This window comes from Streptomyces sp. NBC_00258 (assembly GCF_036182465.1).
Classification (GTDB): Bacteria; Actinomycetota; Actinomycetes; order Streptomycetales; family Streptomycetaceae; genus Streptomyces.
Window position 1 is genome coordinate 10,028,260 of sequence record NZ_CP108081.1, and the last position, 24,660, is coordinate 10,052,919.

The 24,660-nt window shown below is 69.2% G+C and carries 18 protein-coding genes and 2 pseudogenes; 8 read left to right on the forward strand and 12 right to left on the reverse strand.

What is annotated here, in order from left to right; genetic code table 11:
* Nucleotides 1-134: 134 nt before the first annotated feature.
* Complete coding sequence (locus OG718_RS44650) at nt 135-1,019, reverse strand: MurR/RpiR family transcriptional regulator (protein WP_143643045.1); 885 nt, start codon at nt 1,017-1,019, stop codon at nt 135-137.
* 258 nt (nt 1,020-1,277) lie between these two features.
* On the opposite strand from OG718_RS44650, the gene OG718_RS44655 reads away from it, so the two are divergent.
* On the forward strand, nt 1,278-2,051 hold the full coding sequence (locus tag OG718_RS44655; protein ID WP_143642927.1) for a sugar isomerase domain-containing protein: 774 nt from the start codon (nt 1,278-1,280) through the stop codon (nt 2,049-2,051).
* 110 nt (nt 2,052-2,161) lie between these two features.
* On the opposite strand, the gene OG718_RS44660 is transcribed toward OG718_RS44655, so the two are convergent.
* The 5 genes and pseudogenes from OG718_RS44660 to OG718_RS44680 form a co-directional block, all read right to left on the reverse strand.
* A complete protein-coding gene (locus OG718_RS44660) occupies nt 2,162-3,172 on the reverse strand; it encodes an ABC transporter ATP-binding protein (RefSeq protein ID WP_143642926.1) in 1,011 nt (336 codons plus the stop codon).
* Entirely contained in the window at nt 3,165-4,130 is a 966-nt protein-coding gene (locus tag OG718_RS44665) for an ABC transporter ATP-binding protein (protein WP_328847937.1), read from the reverse strand. Before OG718_RS44665 ends, OG718_RS44660 begins: the two co-directional genes overlap by 8 nt.
* 321 nt (nt 4,131-4,451) lie before the next feature.
* Nucleotides 4,452-5,357: pseudogene (locus OG718_RS44670) on the reverse strand (ABC transporter permease); the annotation flags it as partial.
* A gap of 14 nt (nt 5,358-5,371) precedes the next feature.
* The gene (locus tag OG718_RS44675; RefSeq protein WP_143642925.1) at nt 5,372-6,298 is read right to left on the reverse strand and encodes an ABC transporter permease; all 927 of its coding nucleotides are present in this window, start codon (nt 6,296-6,298) and stop codon (nt 5,372-5,374) included.
* A 15-nt stretch (nt 6,299-6,313) separates the two neighbouring features.
* The gene (locus tag OG718_RS44680; RefSeq protein ID WP_328846835.1) at nt 6,314-7,867 is read right to left on the reverse strand and encodes an ABC transporter substrate-binding protein; all 1,554 of its coding nucleotides are present in this window, start codon (nt 7,865-7,867) and stop codon (nt 6,314-6,316) included.
* Nucleotides 7,868-8,183: 316 nt separating this feature from the next.
* Between OG718_RS44680 and OG718_RS44685 the strand changes: the two genes are divergently transcribed.
* Nucleotides 8,184-8,816 (forward strand): maleylpyruvate isomerase family mycothiol-dependent enzyme, encoded by a 633-nt coding sequence (locus OG718_RS44685; RefSeq protein ID WP_328846836.1) that lies wholly within the window; start codon nt 8,184-8,186, stop codon nt 8,814-8,816.
* 107 nt (nt 8,817-8,923) lie between these two features.
* On the opposite strand, the gene OG718_RS44690 is transcribed toward OG718_RS44685, so the two are convergent.
* The 5 genes from OG718_RS44690 to OG718_RS44710 all read right to left on the reverse strand — a co-directional run bounded on the left by OG718_RS44690 (nt 8,924) and on the right by OG718_RS44710 (nt 15,327).
* On the reverse strand, nt 8,924-10,000 hold the full coding sequence (locus tag OG718_RS44690; RefSeq protein WP_443055378.1) for an AI-2E family transporter: 1,077 nt from the start codon (nt 9,998-10,000) through the stop codon (nt 8,924-8,926).
* 171 nt (nt 10,001-10,171) lie between these two features.
* Nucleotides 10,172-10,939, reverse strand: a complete 768-nt coding sequence (locus OG718_RS44695; protein ID WP_143642921.1) for an NPP1 family protein — start codon at nt 10,937-10,939, stop codon at nt 10,172-10,174.
* 26 nt (nt 10,940-10,965) lie between these two features.
* On the reverse strand, nt 10,966-12,081 hold the full coding sequence (locus OG718_RS44700) for a chitinase (RefSeq protein WP_143642920.1): 1,116 nt from the start codon (nt 12,079-12,081) through the stop codon (nt 10,966-10,968).
* 81 nt (nt 12,082-12,162) lie between these two features.
* Entirely contained in the window at nt 12,163-14,376 is a 2,214-nt protein-coding gene (locus OG718_RS44705) for an RICIN domain-containing protein (protein WP_443055260.1), read from the reverse strand.
* A 690-nt stretch (nt 14,377-15,066) separates the two neighbouring features.
* Nucleotides 15,067-15,327, reverse strand: a complete 261-nt coding sequence (locus OG718_RS44710; RefSeq protein ID WP_143642919.1) for a DUF5988 family protein — start codon at nt 15,325-15,327, stop codon at nt 15,067-15,069.
* Nucleotides 15,328-15,514: 187 nt separating this feature from the next.
* Between OG718_RS44710 and OG718_RS44715 the strand changes: the two genes are divergently transcribed.
* The 3 genes and pseudogenes from OG718_RS44715 to OG718_RS44725 all read left to right on the forward strand — a co-directional run.
* Entirely contained in the window at nt 15,515-17,092 is a 1,578-nt protein-coding gene (locus tag OG718_RS44715; RefSeq protein WP_306941206.1) for an acyl-CoA mutase large subunit family protein, read from the forward strand.
* A gap of 38 nt (nt 17,093-17,130) precedes the next feature.
* A complete protein-coding gene (locus OG718_RS44720) occupies nt 17,131-17,547 on the forward strand; it encodes a cobalamin B12-binding domain-containing protein (protein ID WP_143644934.1) in 417 nt (138 codons plus the stop codon).
* 59 nt (nt 17,548-17,606) lie between these two features.
* Nucleotides 17,607-17,732, forward strand: a pseudogene (locus OG718_RS44725) (ATP-binding cassette domain-containing protein); the annotation flags it as partial.
* 173 nt (nt 17,733-17,905) lie between these two features.
* On the opposite strand, the gene OG718_RS44730 reads toward OG718_RS44725, so the two are convergent.
* A complete protein-coding gene (locus tag OG718_RS44730) occupies nt 17,906-20,704 on the reverse strand; it encodes an AAA family ATPase (RefSeq protein ID WP_328846838.1) in 2,799 nt (932 codons plus the stop codon).
* A 318-nt stretch (nt 20,705-21,022) separates the two neighbouring features.
* Here OG718_RS44730 and OG718_RS44735 point away from each other — a divergent pair, with 318 nt between their 5' ends.
* The 3 genes from OG718_RS44735 to OG718_RS44745 all read left to right on the forward strand — a co-directional run bounded on the left by OG718_RS44735 (nt 21,023) and on the right by OG718_RS44745 (nt 24,384).
* On the forward strand, nt 21,023-22,090 hold the full coding sequence (locus OG718_RS44735) for a glucose-1-phosphate thymidylyltransferase (protein ID WP_328846839.1): 1,068 nt from the start codon (nt 21,023-21,025) through the stop codon (nt 22,088-22,090).
* Complete coding sequence (rfbB, locus tag OG718_RS44740; protein ID WP_328846840.1) at nt 22,087-23,061, forward strand: dTDP-glucose 4,6-dehydratase; 975 nt, start codon at nt 22,087-22,089, stop codon at nt 23,059-23,061. The genes OG718_RS44735 and rfbB overlap by 4 nt, the downstream gene beginning before the upstream one ends.
* Before the next feature lie 63 nt (nt 23,062-23,124).
* On the forward strand, nt 23,125-24,384 hold the full coding sequence (locus OG718_RS44745; RefSeq protein WP_328846841.1) for an activator-dependent family glycosyltransferase: 1,260 nt from the start codon (nt 23,125-23,127) through the stop codon (nt 24,382-24,384).
* Nucleotides 24,385-24,660 lie beyond the last annotated feature (276 nt).

A 24,660-nucleotide genomic window follows, 5' to 3' on the forward strand; every position in this document is an offset into this window, starting at 1 on the left:
CCTACGAGGATGCTCGGCGGAGCACCATCGTGGCACCGAGAGGATGGTTCAAACAACCATTGGAAGGTATTCTCGGTGGTTCATCCATACACCTTCGGTCGGGGCACCGTCGGTCGGAACACCGCGGGTGGGGATCACCGGGTACGGCGGTTCTTCACCGTGTGCTGCGGGGTGATGTGGTCGGTCAGCGCCAGTGAGGCGCTCGCGCGCTGGTAGGAGAGCTGGGCGACCCGGACGTAGAGGCAGTCGATGAGGACGAGTACGGAGTGCCGGCCGCCGATGCTCCCGGTGCGGAAGCTGGTTTCCGAGGTGGCGGAGATCAGCCGGATGTCGGCGGCCCGGGCCAGCGGCGAGCGCGGGTCGGAGGTGAGCGCCACGGTGGTCGCGCCGCGCTCCTTGGCGAGCTCGAAGGGCTCGATGGTCTCGCGGGTCGCCCCGGAGTGCGAGATGGCGATGGCGACGTCCGCCGGGGTGAGCAGTGCGGCGGAGGTGGCAGCCCCGTGCACCTCGTTCCAGCCCCGCACCGAGCAGCCGATACGGAAGAGGCGGGTCTCGGTCTCCTGGGCGACGGCGCCGCTGCCGCCGACGCCGTAGACGTCGATGCGGCGGGCGCGGGCGACGGCCTGGGCCGCGCGCTCCAGCGCGTCAAGGTCCATCCGGTCGATCGTCTGCTGGACCGCGCGCAGATCGGCGCTGCCGACGACGGTGACAACGCGTTCGAGATCGTCGTCCGGGGAGATCTCGGGGCCGATCTCCGCGCTGCCCCAGTCGGACACCTCGCCGCGACCGCGCTCCTGGGCCAGCTCGATCAGCAGGTGCTGGTACGAGTCGAGGCCGATGGCACGGCAGAACCGGGTCACCGTGGCCTGTGACGTGCCCGTACGGCGGCCCAGCTCGGCGGCGGAGGAGTGGGTGACCGCCGCGGGATCCGCCAGGATCAGCTCGCCCACCTTCCGGAGAGAGCCGGCCAGCCGGGGCAGCTCGGTGCGGATCAGTGAGGTGACGTCCGTCGGGGGCATTCCGTTGCCGGCGCCGGTCCGTTCCATGGGGTACCCGATCTCCTCGGTGGTGCCTGCTGTGCAGCTGAGAATGTATCAGCCACCCACCATCTCGCAGATTGAATCTCAGGACCGGAGGTGCCTCCGGCCCTGGTCCGGCCCGGGTCGCGGTGACGGCGCGGGTGGAGGGGACGTTGCCCGCCGCTCGTGACCTATGGTTTATTCATTCAAGTAAGCTCGTAAGGGATGGTGGTTTCATCCACCGGTGGGGAGTGCCGCGTGTCCGTCGACTCTGTGAACGCCAGCGGGTTTGCGCGTGAAGGCCTGGATGCCCTGAACCGCATCGCAGCGTCCGCCGAGTCCGCCGAGGGTGAAGTGCGGCGCGCCGCCGAGCTGATCGCTCACTGTGTGCGGACCGACGGCGTGATCCACGCGTTCGGCACCGGGCACTCCCAGGCCCTCGTCCTGGAACTCGCCGGACGTGCCGGGGGGCTCGTGCCCACGAACCGGCTGAGCATCGCCGACCTGGTGCTGTACGGCGGCGACGACCCGAGCGTCCTCGACGACCCGCTCCTGGAGCGCAAGCCCGGCGTCGCCGAGCGGATCTACGACCTCGCCGAGGCCCGGCCCGAGGACCTGTTCGTCATCATCTCCAACTCGGGCGTCAACAGCGTGATCGTGGAGATGGCCCTGCGGGCCAAGGAGCGCGGTCACCGCGTCCTGGCCATCACCTCGCTGAGCCACACCCGGGCCGTGCCCGCCTCCCACCCCAGCGGCCGGAAGCTCGCCGACATCGCCGACGTCGTCCTGGACAACGCCGCGCCACGGGGGGACGCCCTCCTCGAACTCCCCGGTGGCGGCTCCGTCTGCGCCCTCTCCACCCTGACCGGCGTGATGCTCGTCCAGATGACCGTCGCCGAAGCGGCCTCGCTGCTGCTCGCCGAGGGCGTGCGACCGCCGGTCTACGTGTCCGCCAACGTGCCCGGCGGATTCGAGGGGAACCTCGACCTGGAGCGGCGGTATGCGGGGCGGATTCGGCGAACGGCGAGCTAGACGCTCCGCTTGGTGGGGCTGTGCACCTGCGGGCGGTGGGGGCTGGTCGCGCAGTTCCCCGCGCCTCCGAGGGGCGCTGCCGCACCGCGCTCCTCGGGGAGAGGCCGACCTCAGGAGGTCCCTGCTGCCGAGGTCGCCACCTCCAGGGGGAAGTGGCAGGCCGCCCTGTGGTGGGCAGCCTCGGGCATCGGTGTGGGGACGGTCTCGGCGCAGATGTCCTCCGCCCGCCAGCAGCGGGTCCTGAACCTGCAGCCGGACGGCGGGTCGGCCGGTGAGGGGATCTCGCCGGTGAGCAGGATGCGCTCCCTCTTCGCCCCGCCACCGGTCGCCAGGGACGGGGCCGCCGACAGAAGTGCCGCCGTATAAGGGTGCCGCGGCTGCTCGAACAACTCCTCCGCCGGCCCCGTCTCCACCATCCTGCCGAGGTACATCACGGCGACCCGGTCGGCGACATGCCGCACCACGGACAGGTCGTGCGAGATGAACACGTACGACAGCCCCAGCTCGTCCCGCAGATCACCCAGCAGGTTGAGCACCTGCGCCTGCACCGACAGGTCGAGCGCGGAGACGGGTTCGTCGCACACGATGACATCGGGCTCGAGCGCCAGGGCACGGGCGATCCCGATCCGCTGCCGCTGGCCCCCGGAGAACTCCTGCGGGTGGCGACGCGCGTCGGACGCGCGCAGCCCGACCATCTCCAGCAGCTCACCCACGCGCGCCGCGCGCTTCGAGGCGGGCACGAGATCGCGGTGGGTGAGCCACGGCTCGCTGATCAGATCCGCCGCGCACAGCCGGGGGTTGAGCGAGCCGAACGGGTCCTGGAAGACCATCTGCACCTTGCGGCGCCACGCGAGCAGCTTCGACCCCGACAACGAGAACGGGTCCACTCCGTCGAACCGTACGGTGCCCGCGTCGGGCCGCTCCAGCATCAGCAGCACCCTGGCCAGCGTGGTCTTGCCGCATCCGGACTCGCCGACCAGGCCGAGCGTCTCCCCGCGCTCCAGGCGGAGATCGACCCCTTCGAGCGCGCGCAGCCTGGTGCTGCCCTTCGCGGTACGCGGAACCGCGAAGCTCTTCGTCAGGCCGGTGGCCTCGAGCAGTGTCGTCCCGGGCTCAGGCATCGGCCAGTTCCTTCCCGAAGTGGCAGGCGGCTGCACGGTCGGCTCCGGTCGCGGCCAGCACCGGCAGTTGCGTGGCGCACACGTCGCGGGCCATCGGACACCGCATACGGAAGGCGCAGCCGGAGGGCACGGAGCGGGGGTCGGGCGGGCTGCCGGGGATGGAGTTCAGCCGGTTGCCCTTGTGCTGCTCGGCCGGTACCGACTCCAACAGGCCCCGCGTGTACGGGTGGTTGGGCTTGCCGAACACCTCGGCCACCGGGCCGGTCTCCACGACCGTACCGGCGTACATGACCGCGACCCGGTCCGCGTGCTCGGCGACCAGGCCGAGGTCGTGGGTGATGAGCACCAGAGCCATCCGCTGCTCGCTCCGCAGTTCGCGCAGCAGGTCCATGATCTGGGCCTGCACGGTGACGTCGAGAGCCGTGGTGGGCTCGTCGGCGAGCAGTACCTTCGGCCGCAGCGCGACCGCCATCGCGATCAGCAGCCGCTGGCGCATGCCTCCGGAGAACTGGTGCGGGTAGGCGCTCGCCCGCGAGCGGGCCTCCGGGATGCCGACGTGTTCCATCAACTCGACGGCCTTCGCCCGCGCCGCGCGCCGGGACATCCTCTCGTGGATACGGAACGGCTCCGCGAGCTGTGCCCCCACCGTCTGGACGGGGTTGAGCGCGCTGAGCGCGTCCTGGAAGACGATGGCGAGGCCCGGTCCGGCAAGCCGACGCCGGGCCCGTGCGCCGAGCCCCATCAGGTCCTCGCCCTCCAACAGGGCCTGCCCGCCGACGACTTCGGCCGCCGGATCGAGCAGCCCGGCGACCGCGTGCGCCGTCATGCTCTTGCCGCACCCGGACTCGCCCAGCAGAGCCAGCGTCTCGCCCGAACGCACGGCGAAACTGACGCCGCGTACGACGGGGACGGGACCTGCGGCGGTACGGATGTCGACGGACAGGTTGTTGACGGCCAGGGTGTCGGCGCTGGTTGAGGCAGGGTCGCCGGGGGTGAGTTTGGCTCCCGGGGTCGCCGGGGTGGGCACGGCTTCTGCGTCGGGTACGGCTGGGCGGTGCGGTGCGGCTTCTGGTTCGGGTGCCGCCGCGGCCGTCTCGGTCCTCTCGGGCGCCGAACCCCGACCGGCCCCCGTCACTCCGGTCCCCGTCACTCCGGTCCCCGTCACTCCGGCCCCCGTCACTCCGGTCCCCGGCCGGCGGAGCCGACCGCGGCCGCCGCGGCGCAGGCCGTGACGCCAGCGCTGGCCCGGGTCGGTCGCGAGGCGGGCCCAGGCGGCGAGGACCGTTGCCGAGACGGTGGTGACGACGATGGCGAGTCCGGGGAAGACCGCGATCCACCACGAGCTCTGCAGCTCCTGGCGCCCCTGAGCCACCATCAGGCCCCAGCTCACGTCCGGCGGTTGGATGCCGATGCCGAGGAAGCTCAGCGACGACTCGGTCAGCATCACGAAGCAGAAGTCGAGCGCGGCGACGGTGAGCAGGGTGGGCAGCACCGTGGGAGCGACATGGCGTCGGATGCTCGCCCAGCTGCTGGTGCCGAAGGTGCGGGCGGCGTCCATGAACAGCCGACTGCGCAGTTCCGCGGACTCGGCCCGCGCGGTGCGCAGGTACACGGGGATCCGGGCGACGGCGAGAACCAGCACGATGCCGGAGGCGCTCGGCGAGAACACGTACAGCACGACCACGGCCAGCAGAAGAGACGGGAAGCTGAGGATCACGTCGGCGATCCGCAGGGACACGTTCTCGCGCCAACCGCCGTGGAAGCCCGCCCACATGCCCCAGACCGAGCCGACGACGAGCGAACACAGCACGGCGGGCACGGCCACGGACAGGGTGGTCCCGGCCGCGGCTATCAGCCGCGCGGCGACCGGCCGGCCCAGCGAGTCGCTCCCGAGGAAGAACGCCCAGCCGTGGTCGAGACTGAAGGGCTCCCTCCCGGGATCACGCAGGTTCTGACGTGTCGCCAGGTCCCCGATGAGCAGCGGACCCAGTACCGCGCACAGCGCGACGCCGAGCAGGATCAGAACCGCCGCGCAGGCGAACCGGTCCTGGAGGAGCAGGGCGAGCCACTTGCGCCGAGCCGTCACCTGGCCGGTTCCAGGACTCGTGCCGCTGCCGTCGTCCGCGTCCTTCGGGACGTCGCCGCTCCCGGCGCCGTCGCTGTGGCCGTTGTTCTTCTGGAGCATGTCACTTCCTTGACTCACGCCGCCGCCCGCTGCCGGACACGCGGGTCGAGAATCGCGTGGCAGATGTCCACGAGGATGTTGAGCGCGAAGATCACCAGGGCGGTGAGCAGGACAGCGGCCTGCAACACCGCGAAGTCGCGCTGAAGAACCGAGTCGATCATGAGCTTGCCGATGCCGGGCCAGCCGAAGATGGTTTCGACGACGACAGCGCCGTTGACCAGGCCGACGGCGAGGTCGCCGGCGACGGTGAGCGCGGGTGCGGCCGCGTTGCGCAGGGCGTGCCCGAAGACCACCCGCACTTCGTTGGCGCCCTTGCTGCGCGCCACTTTGACGTACGGGGCGGAGAGCGCGGAGACCATGGCGCCACGCACCACCTGGACCAGCACGCCGAACGGGCGGATGAGCAGTGTGGCAACGGGCAGGACCCAGGCCGCCGCGCCGCTCGTACCGGAGGTGGGCAGCCAGCCCAGTGTCACCGCGAAGACCAGTACGCCCATGATGGCGAACCAGAAGTCGGGGACGCTCGCGGCCGTCGAGGACAGGAAGCTCGCGATCCGGTCGGTCGCCGAGTTGGGCCGGTAGGCCGCCAGGCTGCCGATCACCACGGCACCCACGATGGCGAGCAGCATCGTCCACCCGGCCAGCTGGAGGGTGGCGGGGAAGGCCCGCAGGACCGCCCCGCTCGCCGACTGGGCGGTGCGCAGCGACTCACCGAAGTCGAGGTGCGCGACCTGGACCAGATAGTCGCCGAACTGGTTGATCAGCGGCTGGTCGAAGCCGTTGCGGGCGGAGAACTCGGCCCTCATCTCCGGGGTCGCGCTGAGCGGGAGGTACAGATTGGCGGGGTCTCCGGTGAGCCGGGCCAGGAAGAACACTCCCAGGACCACGACCAGCAAGGGAATGACACTGGAGACCGCGCGGCGACGCAGCATCGTGAACATCGGTCCGCTCCTTCCTCAGTCCGCGCGGCGCATGTCGGAGAGCCGCATTTCGTCGTTGGTCGCCGAGTCCGGCCGGTAGCGGACGTTCGAGGAGAGGGCGAGGATGCCGGTCATGTTGGCCATCACGGCGTCCCGTACGACCTCGTCGTTCTGGTGGGCGAACGCGTCCGCGAAGGCCTTCTGCCGCTTGTCGCCCGACGCGAGCTGCGCCTGCTTCGTCAGCGCGTCGAGTTCGGGGGTGCCGTAGCTGCTCTGGGCGCCCTTGCTGCCGTAGATCTGTCCCATCGTGAACGCGGCGTCTCCCGCCTGGTTGCCGTGCTGTGCCTGGAGGAGGGTGGGGCCGATTCCCTTGGGGAAGGGGCGCAGCAGGTACTCCAGCCAGGCGTTGACGTCCAGCATTTTGATCTTGACCTTCAGTCCGGCCTTGAGCAGGCCGTCCTGCACGACCTCCATCGCCTCGGCGGCCTTCGGGTAGATGCCGGTGCGGCCGATGATCGTGATGGTGGTGTCGGTCGGCACTCCGTCGGCGCGTGCCTCGGCCACCAGCCGCTTGGCGCGCTTCGGGTCGTACGGCCACGGCTTGACGCGCGGGTTGTATCCGGTGACGCCCTTCGACACGAGCTGGCCGCTCGGCCGCCCCGAGAAGACCGCGGTGACCAGACCTTCCCTGTCGACGGCGTAGTTGATGGCCCGTCGGATCCGGACGTCGTCGAGAGGCGCCTTGGTGGCATCCATCCGCAGGTACGAGACCTCGTTGGTGGTGAACTCGACCGCGCGGTCGCCCGCCCCGTCCTCGGGGGCGAGCCCGATCGCCACATCCGCCTCGTTGTTGGTGACCATGGCCGCCCGTACGCTGCCCTCCGCGCGCCAGACGTACTTGGCAGCGGCGTAGTCGGGGGTCTCGCCCCAGTAGCCGGAGAAGCGCTTCAGGCGGAGGAAGCGGCCCTGGCTCCATTCGTCGATCCGGTACGGACCGGTGCCGACCGGCTCACGCACCCTGGAATCGGGGTCCGTGCTCGGCGGCACGATCTCGACGAAGGACAGGCGCAGCGGGAGGATCGGATCCGGCTCGGCCGTGGTGACCTCAAGTGTGGTGTCGTCGACCGCCTTTGCGGTGATCTTGCTTTCGGTGAAGATGTATCCGTCTACGTTGCAGTCGATGTCCGAGTCGGTGGCACGCTTGATGGAGAACGCGGCGGCCTCGGCCGTGAACGGCGAATCGTCATGGAACCTGACCCCCTCGCGCAGGGTGAAGGTCCATGAAGTGGGCGAGTTTCGTGTCCACTTGGTGGCCAGCGCCTGTTCCAGGCGCCCGGTGGACGGGTCCCGCTCGGTGAGCGCCTCCGTGATGTTGGCGCGCGTCACCCGGCCCGTCGCGGTGAGCGAGGCATCGCAGGGCTCAAGGGTCGGCGGCTCCTCGGGCAGTACGACACGCAGGGTGCCGGGACCTTCCCCGATGGGGTCGCCGCCGGCCACCGAGCATCCCGAGGCGGCGAGCAGTACGACAACGGACGCGAACGCGCCCGCCGTTCGCCCCCGGCGGATCCGGGTGATCGAACGAGTGCGCACTGAGCCTGGGTCAGTCACTGTTCCTCCGCGCTGTTCTACGACCACGAACTTTGTCCACAAGGAAAAACACGGTTTAGATATGTGGACGCTCATTATTGAGTGGGTGGCGCCGAAGGCGTCAAGGGGTGTGCAGCAAGCCCTTGATATCCGCGGGGTGGTTCACGCGGGGTGTCTTCATATGTGAACGACTGTAGGTGGGTGCGGATGAGGGCGAGAATGTGTGCGCCAGGTCACGCGGCAGGGCCGATCAGTTCGGCCGAGGTGTCCAGTCATAACCGGCGACATCACTCGTGTCCCACTGTGAGGAGAGCCGGCCATGGACCGTGAACGGGTTCTTTCGTGGACGAAGGCCGAACGGCTGGGCCTCGCCGACTTTCTCGACGATCTGGAAGGCGCCGACTGGGAAGTGCCATCACTCTGCACCGGCTGGACCGTGCGCGACGTGGTGGCTCACCTGACCCTGTCGACGCGCACGACACTGCCCGGCATGGTCAGAGGGATGGTCCGGGCGCGCGGCGACTGGGAGCGGATGGAGTTCGACGCGGCGCGGAAGCGGGCAGCCGCCTTCGGTCCCGCGGAGCTCATCGCGCAGTTCCGCGAGACGGCGGCCTCGACTCGCCGCGCGCCCCTGTCCGCGCCGTTGGATCCGCTGGTCGACGTGCTGGTCCACGGCCAGGACATCGCGCGTCCTCTGGGGCGCGTACGCCCCACTCCTGAACAGCAGACGATCGCGGCGCTGGAACACGCCGTGTCCAGCCCCTTCTACGGCGCCCGCAAGCGCCTGCGGGGCGTACGGCTCGTGGCCACTGATGTGGACTGGTCGAGGGGAGACGGCCAGGACGAGGCCCGGGGCCCGGCAGGCGACCTCCTCCTCCTGGCAACGGGCCGGGCCGCCGGACTGCCGGGCGTCACCGGACCGGGCGCGGAACGGCTCGGGACCGTGTTGTAGCCGTTGTAGCGGAGAGGGCTGCGCAGTTCGGCGGAGTTGAGGCTGTTTCGGGCGTCCCGGCCGTAGCGTTCGCGCGGCCGGTTACGGCCGTTGCCCTGACCGCCGGATCATCCTTCGGTCACTGGCTCCTGCGGCGGCTCGCTGAGCTGTTCGCGCACGTAGTTCCAGACCACCGAGACGAGTGCGGCGATCGGTACGGCGAGCAGGCTGCCCACGATGCCGGCCAGACTGCCGCCCAGTGTCACCGCCAGCAGGATCACGGCCGCGTGGAGGCCGAGCCCACGGCTTTGGATCATGGGCTGGAACACGTTCCCCTCGAGTTGCTGCACCACGATGATGATGGCCAGCACGATCAGTGCGTCCGTCAGGCCGTTGGAGACCAGTGCGATGAGGACCGCGACGAAACCGGCGAACAGGGCGCCGATGATCGGCACGAACGCGGAGACGAAGGTCAGCACCGCCAACGGGAGCACCAGCGGCACCCCCACGACCCACAGGCCCACGCCGATCAGAACGGCGTCGAGCAGGCCGACGGCGGCCTGGGACCGTACGAAGGCGCCCAGGGTGGTCCAGCCGCGCGAGGCAACGGTGGGGATGTCGGTGGCGAGCCGGCCGGGCAGCTGACGGGCGAGCCACGGCAGGAAGCGCGGGCCGTCCTTGAGGAAGAAGAACATCAGGAAGAGCGCCAGCACGGCGGTGACCACGCCGTTGACGATGGTGCTCACTCCCGTGATCACGGTGGTGACCATGCTGCCGAGGCCGTCCTGGGCGCGGGCGACCGCGCTGTCCATGGCCTTGGTGATCTCGTCGTCGCCGACGTTCAACGGTGGCCCCGAGGCCCACTCGCGCAGCTTCTGGATGCCATCGACGACGCCGTCGGTCAGCTCACCGGACTGGGAGGCCACCGGTACGGCGATCAGTGCCACGACGCCGAGCGCGACGAGGAGGAACAGCACGGTCACGACGGACGCGGCGAGAGCGGGCTTCCATCCGTGACGGCGCAGGAAACGGGCCAGGGGCCAGGTCAGTGTGGTCAGCAGCAGGCCGACGACGAGCGGCCACACCACCGACCACATCCGGCCGAGAAGCCACAGAGTCACTGCGAGCATCGCGAATATCAGCAGCAACTCCGCGGAAAAACGCGCCGATGTGCGGAGCGCGGCGCGGGCCTTGGTGGAACTCAGGGTGGCGGTCACGGTGGAACCCTATTGGCACAGCTGCCGGCCGGAAGACCTGGGCCGTGGAACCCACCGATCGGTGAGGTACCCGTACTTCGCCGCAATGGAGGGCCCCCGCAGGCGAGAGCCTGCGGGGGCCTGTCGACGGACCGTTTGCCGACCTCGGAGGGCCGGGCGTCAGGCGTACGGGTCGAAGGGGATTCCCGCCGGGCTCGTGTAATCGAGCGCCCACTGGAAGTCGCCGTCGTCGATCTTGAAGGTGGCCGAGCCGAAGTCGGCACCGCTGAGCTTGGAGCGGTAACCGGCCGGGTAACCCTCCCAGCCGACGAGCCGCGGATAGAACCAGTTGCCCGTGGCGTTCTCCGCCGGCTCGTCGTTGCTGTTGGCGAAGCGGAAGCAGTGACTCGAGACGCCGTCCTTGTGGTAGACGATCTTCGGGTGGGTGCCGTCGAAGCGGATCTGCGACCGTGCGAGCGTCTGGTAGGTGTTGTGCTGGGACACCGACACGTACTGGACCTCGTTGTTGTTGATCCACACGATGACGTGTTCCCAGTCGTGGGTGTGACCGATGGCCGCCGGGCCCAGGGTCACCTGATCCTTCTCGAAGTAGCTGGCGTACATGACCGCGCACCAGCCGTTGTTGCACTTCTCGCGCGAGTAGGTGTTGGCGTTGTTCAGCTGGGCGGGGTCGTGGCACTTGCCGTTGACGTCGCCGCCCAGTTTCAGGCCGGGGTTGATGGTGCCGTCGGCGCCGATGGCGGCGGTGGCGTAGCAGCCGTCACGGTCGTAGTCGTAGGCGGGGGAGTAGGTCTGCTCCAGGCCGTTCGCGTTCTGCGGCAGCAGGGTCAGGACGTTCGCGTGGGCGGTCGCCGGGATCGCGACGACGAGCGTCATCGCGCCGAGCGTGCCGAGGAGAACCTTGGCGAGGGATCTCAACTTGCGCATGGGGGCTCCTTGTTGAGCAGCCGGCGTCAGCAGTACAGGTTGCTGCCCGGCGAGACGCCGAGGATCGAGGTGAAGCGGTTGTAGGCGTCCACGCGGCTCTGCACCTGCGCAGGGTTCTTGCCGTCGCACTCCAGGGAGCCGTTGATGGAGCGGATCGTCTGGCCGAAGCCGGCCTGGTTGACCATGGCGTTGTGCGGGGTCATGGTGCCGGGGCCGTTCTGGGTGTTCCAGTACCAGAGGCCGGTCTTCCAGGCCACGGCGGCGTCGTTCTGCACGAGCCAGGGGTTGCCCAGGAGGTCGATGCCCAGCGCGTCGCCCGCGGCCTTGTAGTTGAAGTTCCAGCTGAGCTGGATCGGTCCGCGGCCGTAGTACGCGGCCTGGCCGGCCGGGCAGCCGTACGGCTGGCCCCAGTCGCAGTAGTGGGGGTAGTTGGCGGTGTTCTGCTCGACGATGTGGACGAGACCGCCGGTCTCGTGGTTGACGTTGGCGAGGAAGGCCGCGGCCTCCTGCTTCTTCACCGTGTCGCTGCCGGTCTTCGCGAAGCCGGGGTAGGCACTCAGCGCGGCGGTCAGGCCGCTGTACGTGTAGAAGGAGTTCCGGCTCGGGAACATCTGGTTGAACTGGCCCTCGGTGACGACGAATCCGGACGGGGTGCCCCCGCCACCGCTCGCGGGCGCGCTCCACTTCTGGTTCGCGCCGCCCGAGCAGGTCCAGATCTGCAGCCGCGTACCGTTGGCGCTGTTGTTGCCGGTGACGTCCAGGCACTTGTTCGCGGCCGGGTTGACGATGTCGTTCGCGCCGCTGACCACCCACTGCTGGTTGGTGCCGCCGGAGCAGTCCCACAGCTGGACCGCCGCGCCGTCCGCGGTGCCGCGGTCGACGACGTCCAGACACTTGCCGAGCGCACGCAGGGTGCCGTCACCCGGGTTGGACCAGATCTGGGCGCCTGTCCCGTTGCAGTCGTAGAGCTGTACGGCCGTGCCGTTGGCGTTGTTGGCACCCGCGACGTCGACGCACTTGCCGGCGAGCCCGGTGATCGAGCCGTCGGCGGCCTGGGCGGGCGTCACGGTGAGCAGGGCGGTGAGGACCGCGGACAGCGCGGCGAGGACCGCGAACCTGCTGAGGAAACGGGGTCTGTGCATGGTTGAGGACGCTCCTTGGGTGTAGGGGGTGGAACGGCCGTCCCCTGAGCGCGGGGACGGCCGTCGTCGGAGCTGGTGTGCTCAGGGGTAGCTGGTCAGATTGGCCACGTTGGTCGTGGAGTTGGACGGGCCGCCCGTGCCGTTGGCGACGTGCCGGATGGTGCCCACGCCGCCGAGAGAGACGGTCACCATGCTGGTGAAGCGCACATTGGGGTTGTTCGGTGCCTCGATGGCCCGTTCGGCGGCCACGCCCGGGTTCACGTTGAAGTAGCAGTAGCTGCCGAGTCCGTAGGCCTGGTGGCTGGTGACGGAGTCGGCGACCTTGTAGGCGGCGTAGCCCTGCGTGGAGCCGTTCATCCAGGCCGACTGGTTCGGCGGGTCGTACGGCATCTCGTTCTGGTAGAAGTACGTCCGCCCGCCGTTGCCGTTCCAGATGGTCTGGTACTTCTGGTAGTGCTCGACGAACAGGCCGTACGCGGTGACGTTGTCACCGTTGACGATCAGGCCGGTGTCCCCGGTGTTGGTGTTCCAGCCGACGCCGCTGCCGTGGTCGGCGCGCCAGATCCAGGTGTGGTCGGCGATGACGTTGTCGCTGTTGATCACCAGGCTCGTGGTCGCCCTGCCGACGGCGGCGCCGCCGACGCGGAAGTACACGTCGTGCAGGGACGTCGGGTTCGCGGCGTGCGAGGCGGACGAGCCCGTCGGGCCGACCTCCATCAGGGTGGGCGAGTTGGTGGTGCCCGCGTCGAAGAGGACGCCCGCGACCTTCACGCCGTCGACGTCGGCCACCTTCATCGCGGTGATGCCGTTGTCCGGGATGAACGTGGCGAGGCCCAGACCGAGGACGACGGTGTTGGCGCGGTTCACCTGGAGTGTCTGGTTGAGGTGGTAGACACCCGGGGTGACCAGGAGGTTCTTGCCCGCCGCCAGCGCCGCGTTGATGTCCGCGGCGGTCGCACCCGGCTTCACGACGTAGAAGGTGTCAAGAGACAGCGAGCTGCCGGACGGGGATCCGTTCGCCCAGCTGGTGCCGGTGGAGTTGGACCGCACGGACGGTACGAAGACCTGGTAGGCGCCGTTGCCGTCGATGTACAGGGACGGCTTCTCCCGGCTGACCGGGGTCTGCGCGACCGTGGTGTACGGCGGGCTGGGGAAGCTGGTGGCCGGGACGCCCTGGCTGCCGACGAAGACCATGTTCCAGTTGGAGCCGGTCCAGCCGCCGAGCTGGGAGTTGCGGGTGAGCCACTGCTGCTGGCTGCCGGAGTTGACCTGCCCGTCGATCTTGGTGTCGGCGAGCAGACCGCCGCTGGACCAGCCGTTGTCGTCGAGGGCGACGTTGCCGCGCAGGTGCATCCGGCGGTACGAGGCGGCCTGCGAGACCGCCCAACGGTCGGTGCCGCCGGTCGGGTTGACCGACAGGTTCTCGGCGCCGCGCCAGAAGTTCTGCGTCGCGTTGCCCTGGAACCAGTCGGCCTCGGCATGCACCGCGCCGTTGATCGTGACCGCGTCCGGGGTCAGACCCAGACCCGCGACCTGGGTGTAGAAGCCGACGTTGACGTCGGCGTTGTAGGAGCCCGGCTTGAACAGGACGGCGTGGCGCTGGGCGCCGAACTGGTTCGTCTCCTGCTGCTGGAAGATCGAGTTCAGCCTGGTCTGGATCGTCGAGGACGACATCGACGGGTCGAAGACGGCGACGTTCGGGCCGAGGTCCGGATTCGTGCCGGACTGGGTCACGGGGACCACCTGGAAGCGCTGGGCGGCGCTGCCGTTGCAGGTGTACTGCACGAACTGCACGCTGTCCGCGGTCGAGGCGCCGGGGTCGTCCAGGCACTTGCCGCTGTTGCGGTTCACGAAGTGGTAGGCGCCGCCGCCCTCGTCGACCGGCAGCCACTGCTGGTTGGTGCCGCCGCCGTAGGCCCACAGATGGACGGGCGCGTTGTCGGCCGTGGACGTGTCGGCGACGTCAACGACCTGACCGGTGTTGTTGCCGTTGTTGACACGGACGTAGCCGTCGCTCGTGGCGGTGAAGCTCCACCGCTGGGCCGTCGAACTGTTGCACGCGTACTGCTGCACGACGGTGCCGTTGGCGGTGGCGGCGGACCTGGCGTCCAGGCATCTGCCGCTCGCGGCGTTCATGACGGTGGCGAAGCCGGTGGGCAGTGCGGCGGCCGCGCTCGCCGCCGCGCTCGCGGGCGCAGGCGCGGAGGTGAGCAGGGAAGCGACGGCTGCGGTGACCAGCGCGGCGGCAGCGGATCTGAGGCGGCGTTCGAGCGCGGCGGGGAAGTGGGAGGACACGGATTCTCCTTGCCGAGGGGGTCGGCGAATGGTGGGGGGTGGGGTGGGGGGTGAGGCTGGATCAGCCGGTGTACGCGGCGAAGACGCGGGTGCAGTCCCAGTCGGACTGGCCCATACCAGAGCAGGAACAACCGAGGCAGCGTTCACCTCATGAACGGTGGATGCGTCACACGGTGCGATGCTGAGCCGTGAACCTAAAGGTCTGGACCGCTTTCGTCAATACATGAAGTAAGCTGTGAAGGAAGTGAGTTGCAGCTTCCGGCCAGGCTTCGTTCGCCTGCGGGGGGTGCGCATGCCCGCCGTTGGTTCTGCGCCGGTGCTCCCGCAATCCAGTTCTCGCCGTCCCTGGCCAAGTACTGGTGGCTGACGGCGATCCTGGCCCGGCTGTTGTTCCGCCGGTCGACCGACACCGCCGAGATGCCGGCCGGCGAAGTCCGCTCAGCGCTCCGCTCGAAGTGCCGTGATGTGACGTGGATGTGCCGTCGACCGTCTGCGGCGCCATCGTGGCTGGCCGCGCAGTTCCGCGCGCGCCTATGGAGCGCGGTCGGGGACGGTTGCCACGTCGTAGAAGCCGCGGAGTCGTCGGCATTGCCGACAAACGAACGTGTCCCGGACCCGCAGCGCTGTGTCCACCGTAGGGGGTGACGGAACACGGTGCTGCGGGTCCGGGACACGTTCCCGGAGTTCTGCCTACTCGGCGATCTTGGTACGGCCGACCCACCGGAAGGTCATGGGCTCGGATTCTTCACCGCCGCTGGTCCTCGGCGGCGCCGGGCGGACGGTCTCGTAGTGCTCGTATCCGTTGCCGTAACGGATCTTGATCTTCTCCTCGGAGATGTTCACCTCGTCCAGTTCGGCGAGCTCGACCGTCCCGGACAGCTCGTTGGGACCGCCTTCCAGCTGTACGGAGCTCATCGCGATGGCGGAGGAATCGTGGGCGACTCTACGCATGGGCATCCTCTCGTCTCGCAACGATTCTTCGTCGGGCCGCCTCCCTCGGACACCCCTGAAGTTCCCCTATAGATCAGCCTGTTGGGCCAGATCCGCCCGCGGCGCTTGAGGGGGGTCTAGGGGTACGCGCGGGAGAAACCCGATACCTATCGTCGAGGCCATGTGGCAGACGTGAAGGAGGACAGTCGTGCGTGAGTCGGAGTCCGGGCTGCCCATCGAGCCGGTGTACGGGCCGGATGCCCTGGAGGGCTGGGATCCGGGGGAGAGGCTGGGCGAACCGGGTGGGTATCCCTTCACGCGGGGTGTCTATCCGTCGATGTACACCGGTCGGCCGTGGACCATGCGGCAGTACGCCGGGTTCGGTACGGCCGTCGAGTCCAATGCCCGTTACCGGCAGCTGATCGCGCACGGCACGGCGGGTCTGTCGGTGGCTTTCGACCTGCCCACGCAGATGGGCCATGACTCGGATGCCCCGATCGCGTCGGGTGAGGTCGGCAAGGTGGGGGTGGCGGTCGACTCGGTCGAGGACATGCGGGTGCTGTTCGACGGGATTGCGCTGGACCGGGTGTCGACGTCGATGACGATCAACGCGCCCGCCGCGCTGCTTTTGTTGATGTACCAGCTGGTCGGTGAGGAGCAGGGTGTGCCGGCCGGCCGGCTGACCGGCACGGTCCAGAACGATGTGCTGAAGGAGTACATCGCGCGCGGTACGTACATTTTCCCGCCGAAGCCGTCGTTGCGGCTGATCGCGGACATCTTCCGGTACTGCCGGGCCGAGATCCCGCGGTGGAACACCATCTCGATCTCCGGTTACCACATGGCGGAGGCGGGTGCCTCGCCCGTGCAGGAGGTCGCGTTCACTCTGGCCGACGGTATCGAGTACGTGCGTACGGCGGTGGCGGCCGGGATGGACGTGGACGATTTCGCGCCCCGGCTGTCGTTCTTCTTCGTGGCCCGTACGACGCTGCTGGAGGAGGTCGCCAAGTTCCGGGCGGCGCGCCGGATCTGGGCGCGGGTGATGCGTGAGGAGTTCGGGGCGCAGAGTCCCAAGTCGCTGATGCTGCGCTTCCATACGCAGACGGCCGGGGTGCAGCTGACGGCGCAGCAGCCGGAGGTGAACCTGGTGAGGGTGGCGGTGCAGGGTCTGGCCGCGGTTTTGGGCGGTACCCAGTCGCTGCACACGAACTCCTTCGATGAGGCGATCGCGCTGCCGACGGACAAGAGCGCGCGTCTGGCGTTGCGCACTCAGCAGGTCCTCGCCCATGAGACGGACGTGACCGCGACGGTCGATCCGTTCGCGGGCTCGTATGTGATCGAGAGGATGACCGACGACGTCGAGGCGGCCGCGCTCGACCTGATGGGCCGGGTCGAGGAGCTGGGGGGTGCGGTCGAGGCCATCGAGCAGGGTTTCCAGAAGGGGGAGATCGAGCGCAACGCGTATCGGATCGCCCAGGAGACCGATTCGGGTGAGCGGGTCGTGGTCGGTGTCAACCGGTACCAGCTCGACGTCGAGGAGCCGTACGAGCCGTTGCGGGTGGATCCGGCGATCGAGGCCCAGCAGGCCGAACGGCTGGCCAGGCTGCGTGCCGAGCGTGATCAGCCGGCGGTGGACGCGGCCCTGGCCGCCCTGAAGAAGGCCGCCGAGGGCCAGGACAACGTCCTGTATCCGATGAAGGACGCGCTGCGGGCCCGGGCGACGGTCGGCGAGGTGTGCAACGCCCTGCGCGAGGTGTGGGGGACGTACATCCCCGCGGACGCGTCGTGAACCCCCGGACGCCAGTGGCGAGACAAGGAGACTCACCTGTGCCGAACGAACCCCTCCGCGTCGTCGTGGCGAAGCCGGGACTCGACGGCCACGACCGCGGCGCCAAGGTCATCGCGCGTGCCCTGCGCGATGCCGGGGTCGAGGCCATCTACACCGGACTTCACCAGACACCCGCGCAGATCGTGACCACGGCCATCCAGGAGGACGCCGACGGCATCGGACTCTCCGTGTTGTCGGGCGCTCACATGACCCTGTTCACAGAGGTCGTCGACCTGCTCCGTCAGGCGGAGGCGCTGGACATCGTGGTCTTCGGCGGCGGCATCATTCCCGACGTCGACATCAAGGCCCTGCTGGAACGAGGAGTCGCCGCCCTGTTCACACCGGGCACCTCCACGCAGGAGGTCGTGGAGTGGGTGACCACGAAGATGCGCCCGGAGCACGGCGCGCACGCTTGAAGCGCCCCCCGTCGGCAGCCTGTTGAGGCGCCCTGACTTTGTCTCCGCGCTCGCCCGGCCCCGGCCGGACGGTCGCCCTCGTCGGCTCGTCCGGCGCGGGCAAGTCCACCGTCGCGTCACTGCTGTCACCGCTGTCACTGCTGTACGACGCCGACGAGGGCTCCGTACGCATCGGCGGCGTCGACCGAGCCGGCCCGGACCTGACCGCGCAGACCAGAACGTGACCGGGCCGGCCCGGAGGGCACGGTTCGTCAGGGCTCGGGCGGACTGACTGCCGGGAGGCGCGGGTGTCTCGGGGTGAGGCACCCGCGCCCACCTGCTGGCGGCGCGGTTCGCTCGCGAGGTCGAAGAGCGCGGGTCAGCGGGCCTGGGCGGTCGTGCCGGGGAGCTGCTGGAGCGACAGGCCTGCCGGGAGGTCCGAGCGGCCGCTGACGTTGAGCTTTCGGTACACCCGGGTCAGGTGCTGCTCGACCGTACTGACCGTTATGTACAGCTGTCGCCCGATTTCCCGGTTGGTGTGCCCCAGCGCTGCCAACGTTGCCACGCGCCGTTCGGCGTCGCTGAGAGCCGGGGCCGCCGAGCTACCGCCGGCGGATTCGGTCGGCTCACCGTCCGCCGAGCCGGACTGCGCGGGCCGCAGGTACTCCTCCGCGCCGCTCGCCTTCGCCTCCTGCGTCGCCCGGCGGGCCATGATCCGGGCGCGCCGGAACTCTCCCAGGGTGTGGTGGGCCTGGCTGAGGTCTGCGAGGGCGTGGGCGAGTTCCAGCCGGTCGCCCGAGTTCTGCAGGGCGTCCACCGCCCGGCGCAGCAGTGCGGGACGCTGTTTGAGTGGGCTGGCCGAGGCGAGCACCCGCAGTGCGCCCCCACGGGCCCGGGGGCTCTTCCCGCCGGGTAGTTCCTCCTGGTCGAGGAGCAGTTGCCGGGCCGTCTGCTCCCAGCCCATGACGAGGTTGGCCCGGGCAAGCTCGGTGCGCCACGGCACCAGGGAGGGGTGGTCCAGATTCCGCTCGCGCAGCATGGCACCGCACTGCTGGAGGTCGCTGACGGCTGCCAGGACGCGGTCCGCGGTCAGCCCGAACTGCCCGCGGGCCAGGAGGTAGCGTGGGCCGAACACCGTGTCGTACATCTCCGGCGGCACGTTGATCTGGGCGGTCTCCGCCCCCGCGGCCAGGTCGCCCATCGCGGCGTGGGCGGCGAGCCGCACCGACAGCGGCAGTCCCACGACGACACCCCAGCCCTCGGCCGGAACCAGTGTCAGGGCGTGCCCGGCTCGCGCGGCGGCGGCCGAGACGTCGCCCTGCCGGAGCGAGATGTCCGCTCGCAATGCGGTGAACAGCGCCTCCCACGTGCGGGCGTTGGAACGCTGGGTCTCCTGGATCAGGGCGTCGCACCAGCCCGCGGCGCGGTCGAGGCGCCCCGCCATGGTGAGGGTCGCCACCGAGGAGGCGATCACCTCCAGAGTCTCGTCCCCGACCTGGCAGCTGCGCAGCAGTCGTTCGCTCTCGTCCACCACGCGCTCGGCCTCGGACCGCATCGACGCCGACAGTACGGCCGCCGCACGCGACCAGAGACTGCCTCCGGCGGTGCGCAGCTCGTGCAGGGGCGGCACCTCGCGATCCGTCCCGGCGCTGCCCGCCCTCGGATGGCGCAGCCCGTACAACCACTGGTGGGTGAGCTGCAGTTGGGCCAGCGCCGGGGCGTCCGAGGGGGACGTGAGCTGGGCCGATACCTCTTCGAAAGCGCTCTGTGCCTGAGGGCCGCCGGTCCACAGCATGTGCTGTACGACGGACACCGCTTCTTTCCCCTTCAGCCGGCCCTCGCGGACGGCCTGGTAGAGAGGTGGCAGATGCCGGGAGGACGCCGCGGGATTCATACGCCACTCGGTGTGGTTCAGCGCCTGGTGCACCGTGGTGCGCGACTCCTCGTCCGGGCACCCCTTGAGCGCGAGTGCCAGACACTGCATCGCCAGATCCTGGCGGTCCGTGGACAGGGCCTGGCGGGCCGCCTCCAGCAGTGTGTCCATGGCCCAGTCGCCGCCGACCGACTGCGCCTCGACGAGATGGACCGCGACCTGCCAGGCCAAGGCGCCGTCCTCCCTTAACAGTTCGGCGGTCCGCAGGTGCAGCGACGTGCGGGTGCCGGCGTCGAGACTCTCCAGGATGGCCGCGGCAGACGCGGGGTGCCGGAAGCCCTGGTCGACGATCCCCGCCGCGTTCAGGGCCACGAGTGCCTGCGACACGGCGGTGGGGGTCAGGCCGGAGAGCCGGCTCAGCCGGTCCTCGGAGGCCGAGTCGCCGAGTACGGCGAGGGCGTGGGCGACACCGCGCAGCGGAGCCTCGCAGCGGTGCATGCACTCGACGACGGCCTGGCCGAACGCCGTGGTCTCCGTCGCCGTGGGCCCCCGCCCACCCTCCGCGGAGAGCCATGCCGCGCTGTCCTCCAGCAGGGCCCTGACGAGCATCGGGTTGCCGCCGCTGAACTGGTACAGACTGGTGGCCAACTGGTCCGCGTCGGCGGGAGGGAGGTGCCGGTCCGCGAGATCCGCCACGCCCCGCTCGCTGAGCATCCGGAGCCGGAGGCGCTGGTGGGGGTACCGGGTGAACTCGAAGTGCCAGGGGGAGTGGCCGTGACCCTGCCGCTGATGAGTCGTCAGGACGAGCAGGATACGGGCCGATCGTATTCGGCGTTGGAGATAGAGGAGAACCTGCCAGGAGGTGCCGTCCATGTAGTGGGTGTCGTCAACGGTCAGCAGGATCGGCTGTTCCTCGGAGAGTTCCTGGAGCAGCGCACAGATCTGGTGGACGCGATGGGCCTCCGGCTGGCGCAGTGTGCGCGACTCCAGTCCGCTCTCGCCCGGTGGCAGGGCCTCCACGGTGACGAGCTCGGTGGCGCGCGCCGCCATCTCCGGCGGCAGTGAGCCGCTGTGGAACAGCTGGTCCATCACACCCAATTGAAGCGCGCGTTCCGCTTTTGAGCCGGTGGCCGCGAGATGCAGGGCGCCGGAGTGCTGGGCCTGATGTGACAGTGCCTCCAGCAGCGCCGTCTTGCCCGAGGTGATCGCCCCGCTGATCAGGACCGCTCTGCCGTGCCCCGCCGCAGCATCACCCAACAGTCTGTGCAGGGTGTGCAGTTCCTCGTCGCGCTCCACGAACAGCATGGTCGCAACCCTCTCCCCCGTTAGATGTCGCGTACGTACGTATGAATATATCGCATGAGCGTTCACACGTGAGGGTTTTGCTTTACCTCCGTTTTAGACTGGCCCGGCCGACTCGGCGCGCTGTTGATCTCCTTTCGAGATGGCTGTCCGAACGACGATAGGGGCCTGCCGACGGGAGTTAGGGGTTATCCGGTCCAGGGGCTTCGCGTAAAGATTTCGTCGCCGGACCACGGAATATCGAGGCGGCGACGCGACCCTCGACGGGCCCGTCCCGCCCCCCTGCGATGACTCTCCACCGGCTCGGACCTAGGGAGTTGGGTGAAAGCGCTCGTTCTGTCCGGCGGATCCGGTACACGGCTCCGCCCGATCACACACACGTCAGCAAAGCAGTTGGTGCCCGTCGCCAACAAGCCCATCCTGTTCTACGTACTGGAGTCGATCGCCGCGGCGGGCATCACCGATGTCGGCATCGTCGTCGGCCACACCGCCGAGGAGATCCAGGACGCCGTCGGCGACGGCTCGTCCTTCGGGCTCGACGTCACCTACATCGCCCAGGCCCAGCCGCTGGGCCTCGCCCACGCGGTACGTATCTCCCGGGACTACCTGGGCGACGACGACTTCGTCATGTACCTCGGGGACAACTTCATCATCGACGGCATCGAGGACCTCGTCGACCGGTTCCGCGACGAACGACCCGACGCGCAGATCCTGTTGACGCGGGTCCCCGACCCGCGGGCGTTCGGCGTCGCGGTCCTGGACGAACAGGGACGCGTCGTCGGCCTGGAGGAGAAGCCCGAACACCCGCGCAGCGACCTGGCGCTGGCCGGCGTCTACTTCTTCACCCCGCTCGTCCACGAAGCCGTCCAGGCCGTCAAGCCCTCCTGGCGAGGCGAGTTGGAGATCACCGACTCCATCCAGTACCTCATCGACAGCGGAGCCGACGTCCGCTCCCAGATCATCAGCGGCTACTGGAAGGACACCGGGAACGTCACCGACATCCTGGAGGTGAACCGCATCATCCTGGAAAGCATCGAGTCGTCCATCGAAGGTGAGGTCGACGACGCCTCGCAGATCATCGGACGCGTCGTGGTGGAGAGCGGTGCCCGGGTCAGGGGATCGCGCATCGTCGGCCCCGTACGCATCGGAGCCGGCACCGAGATCCACGACTCCTACATCGGCCCCTTCACCTCCGTGGCCGAGAACTGCCGCGTCCTCGACAGCGAACTGGAGTTCTCGATCATGATGCGGGACTCGTCCGTCACCGGCATCCGCCGGATCGAGGCGTCACTCATCGGCCGCCATGTGCACGGCAGTTCCGTGCCCCGCGTCCCCAACGCCCACCGGCTGGTCCTCGGCGACCACAGCACCTTCCAGATCAGCTCATGACCACCAGGCTGCTCGTCACAGGTGCCGCGGGCTTCATCGGCTCCACCTACGTCCGCCGACTGCTCGCCGACCGAACCGACCTGCACATCACCGTCCTGGACCGGCTCACCTACGCGGGCAACCGGGCCAACCTCGACCTCGCCCACCCCGCCCTCGACCTCGTCGAGGGAGACATCTGCGACACCGCACTGGTGGACCGGCTCGTCGCGGACGCCGACCAGATCGTGCACTTCGCCGCCGAGAGCCACGTGGACCGGTCCATCGCCGGCTCGGCGGAGTTCGTCCGCACCAACGTGCTGGGGACACACACCCTGTTGGATGCCGCGCTGCGCCACGACACCGACCGCTTCGTCCACGTGTCGACGGACGAGGTGTACGGATCCATCGACGAAGGATCCTGGCCGGAGTCCGACCCGCTGCGCCCCAACTCCCCCTACTCGGCGTCCAAGGCCTCCAGCGACCTGCTCGCCCTCGCCTGCCACCGCACCCACGGACTCGACGTCAGGGTCACCCGGTGCTCCAACAACTATGGCCCCTACCAGCATCCCGAGAAGGTCATCCCCCTCTTCGTCACCAACCTCCTCGACGGCGGCCGCGTACCCCTCTACGGAGACGGCCGCAACGTCCGCGACTGGCTGCACGTCGAGGACCACTGCGCGGCCATCGAATGCGTCCGCAACCGCGGCAGCGCCGGCGAGGTCTACAACATCGGCGGCGGAACCGAGATGAGCAACCGCGAACTCACCGCGCTGCTCCTGGAAGCCTGCGGCACCGACTGGGACAGCGTCGAGTACGTCACCGACCGCAAGGGCCACGACCTGCGCTACTCCGTCGACTGGTCCAAGATCGCCACCCTCGGGTACGCCCCCTCCCACGACTTCCGCAAGGGACTCGCGGAGACCGTCGACTGGTATCGCGACAACCGCGTGTGGTGGGAACCGACGAAGTACCGCACCCGCACCCCTGCCTGACCGACCCCCCTACATCCGCCCTTCCTGGGCTCCATCCGCACCCCTCTTCGGTGAAGGAACCCCATGCGCGTCCTCATGACGGTGTTCGCCAACAGCTCCCACCTTTTCAACATGGTCCCCCTGGCCTGGGCCCTCACCACGGCCGGACACGAGGTCCGCATCGCCAGCCAGCCCGACAACGCCCAGGCCATCAGCGACTGCGGCCTCACCGCGGTACCGGTGGGCAACGACCTCAACATCATGGAACTGGCCCGGTCCACCCCCCGCGAGGAGATGGCCAACGGCGGCGCCCTCACCCTCAACGAGACCCGCCCCGAGAAGCTCACCTGGGACTACGTCCACGACACCTTCGCCCAACACACCCAGCTCTACGACTACATGGCCGACCGCGCCATGACCGACGAGCTCGTCGAGCACGCCCGCCAGTGGCAGCCCGACCTCGTCATCTGGGACGCCCTCACCTACGCCGGCCCGATCGCCGCCGAAGCAGTCGGTGTCCCGCACGTCCGTATGCTCTTCGGCCTCGACCACTGGGGCCGGATGCGCGGCATCTTCCACCAACTGGCCGCGGAGCAGTCCCCGGAGGACCGGCACGACCCGGTCGCCGACTGGCTCGGAGCCAAAGGGGCCCCCTACGGCGTCGCCTTCGACGAGACACTCAGTACAGGACGGGCGACCCTCGCCGTGGCGCCGCCGTGGATGGGCTTCCCCACCGAGCTGCCCACGATCTCCATGCGGCACATCCCCTTCAACGGGCCCGCCGTCGTTCCCGACTGGCTGCGGAAGCCGGCCGACCGGCCCCGGATCTGCCTCACCCTGGGGCTGACGCTGCGTGAGATCGCCGACGAGAACGTCTCCCTCGGCGACTTCGTCCGCGCCGTCGCCGATATCGATGCGGAGGTCGTGGCCACGTTCAGCGAGGAGCAGCTCGCCGAGATCGGTGAACTCCCCGACAACGTCCGTCCCGTGGACTTCGTCCCGTTGCACGCACTCCTGCCGACCTGCTCGGCCCTCGTCCACCACGGCGGCGGAGGCACTCGCACCAACGCGGTGATGCACGGCGTTCCCCAGCTGATCGTCCCCAACTGGCTCTGGGACGAACGAGACATCGCACAGCGGCTCGCCGAGCGCGGCGCGGCACTCGTCACCGAGGTCCCCGACCTGACTCCGGAGAGGCTCCGCGAGCAACTGCGGAGGCTCCTCTCGGACCCCTCGTTCCAGGCTGCCGCCGACGAGATCCAGAAGGAGTACGCCGCCCTGCCCAGCCCCAACGCGACGGTCGCCGAACTGGAGCGGGTCGCCGAGCGCGACCGGACGCCGTAGACCCGGCCCACCGGCACCGAGAGGTTCGCGCGGCGCCGTTGGGCGGCGTCTAAGGGGGGTTAGGGGTAGGCGGCCCCTACCCCTGCCCCCGTAGCGTGTGGAGCGTTCGGACTGCCCCTCGATATGCCATGACATATTTTGCGATCCGAAAACGAAACCGCAGATTCCGCCGAGGTCCTCCGCCGATATCTGCGGGTTCAGTCTGTCGTGCCCCCACGGCTTATTGAGGCCGGGTTCAGGAAGTGTCCGACAGGTGTTTATCAACCGACCCCTGAC

What these genes read in the sequence shown, in the direction of transcription:
- OG718_RS44650 (WP_143643045.1), bottom strand. Translation starts at nt 1,019, where the DNA reads ATGCCCCCGACGGACGTCACCTCACTGATCCGCACCGAGCTGCCCCGG.
- OG718_RS44685 (WP_328846836.1), top strand. Translation starts at nt 8,184, where the DNA reads ATGGACCGTGAACGGGTTCTTTCGTGGACGAAGGCCGAACGGCTGGGC.
- OG718_RS44710 (WP_143642919.1), bottom strand. Translation starts at nt 15,327, where the DNA reads ATGCGTAGAGTCGCCCACGATTCCTCCGCCATCGCGATGAGCTCCGTA.
- OG718_RS44700 (WP_143642920.1), bottom strand. Translation starts at nt 12,081, where the DNA reads ATGCACAGACCCCGTTTCCTCAGCAGGTTCGCGGTCCTCGCCGCGCTG.
- OG718_RS44660 (WP_143642926.1), bottom strand. Translation starts at nt 3,172, where the DNA reads ATGCCTGAGCCCGGGACGACACTGCTCGAGGCCACCGGCCTGACGAAG.
- OG718_RS44730 (WP_328846838.1), bottom strand. Translation starts at nt 20,704, where the DNA reads ATGCTGTTCGTGGAGCGCGACGAGGAACTGCACACCCTGCACAGACTG.
- OG718_RS44695 (WP_143642921.1), bottom strand. Translation starts at nt 10,939, where the DNA reads ATGCGCAAGTTGAGATCCCTCGCCAAGGTTCTCCTCGGCACGCTCGGC.
- OG718_RS44675 (WP_143642925.1), bottom strand. Translation starts at nt 6,298, where the DNA reads ATGTTCACGATGCTGCGTCGCCGCGCGGTCTCCAGTGTCATTCCCTTG.
- rfbB (WP_328846840.1), top strand. Translation starts at nt 22,087, where the DNA reads ATGACCACCAGGCTGCTCGTCACAGGTGCCGCGGGCTTCATCGGCTCC.
- OG718_RS44745 (WP_328846841.1), top strand. Translation starts at nt 23,125, where the DNA reads ATGCGCGTCCTCATGACGGTGTTCGCCAACAGCTCCCACCTTTTCAAC.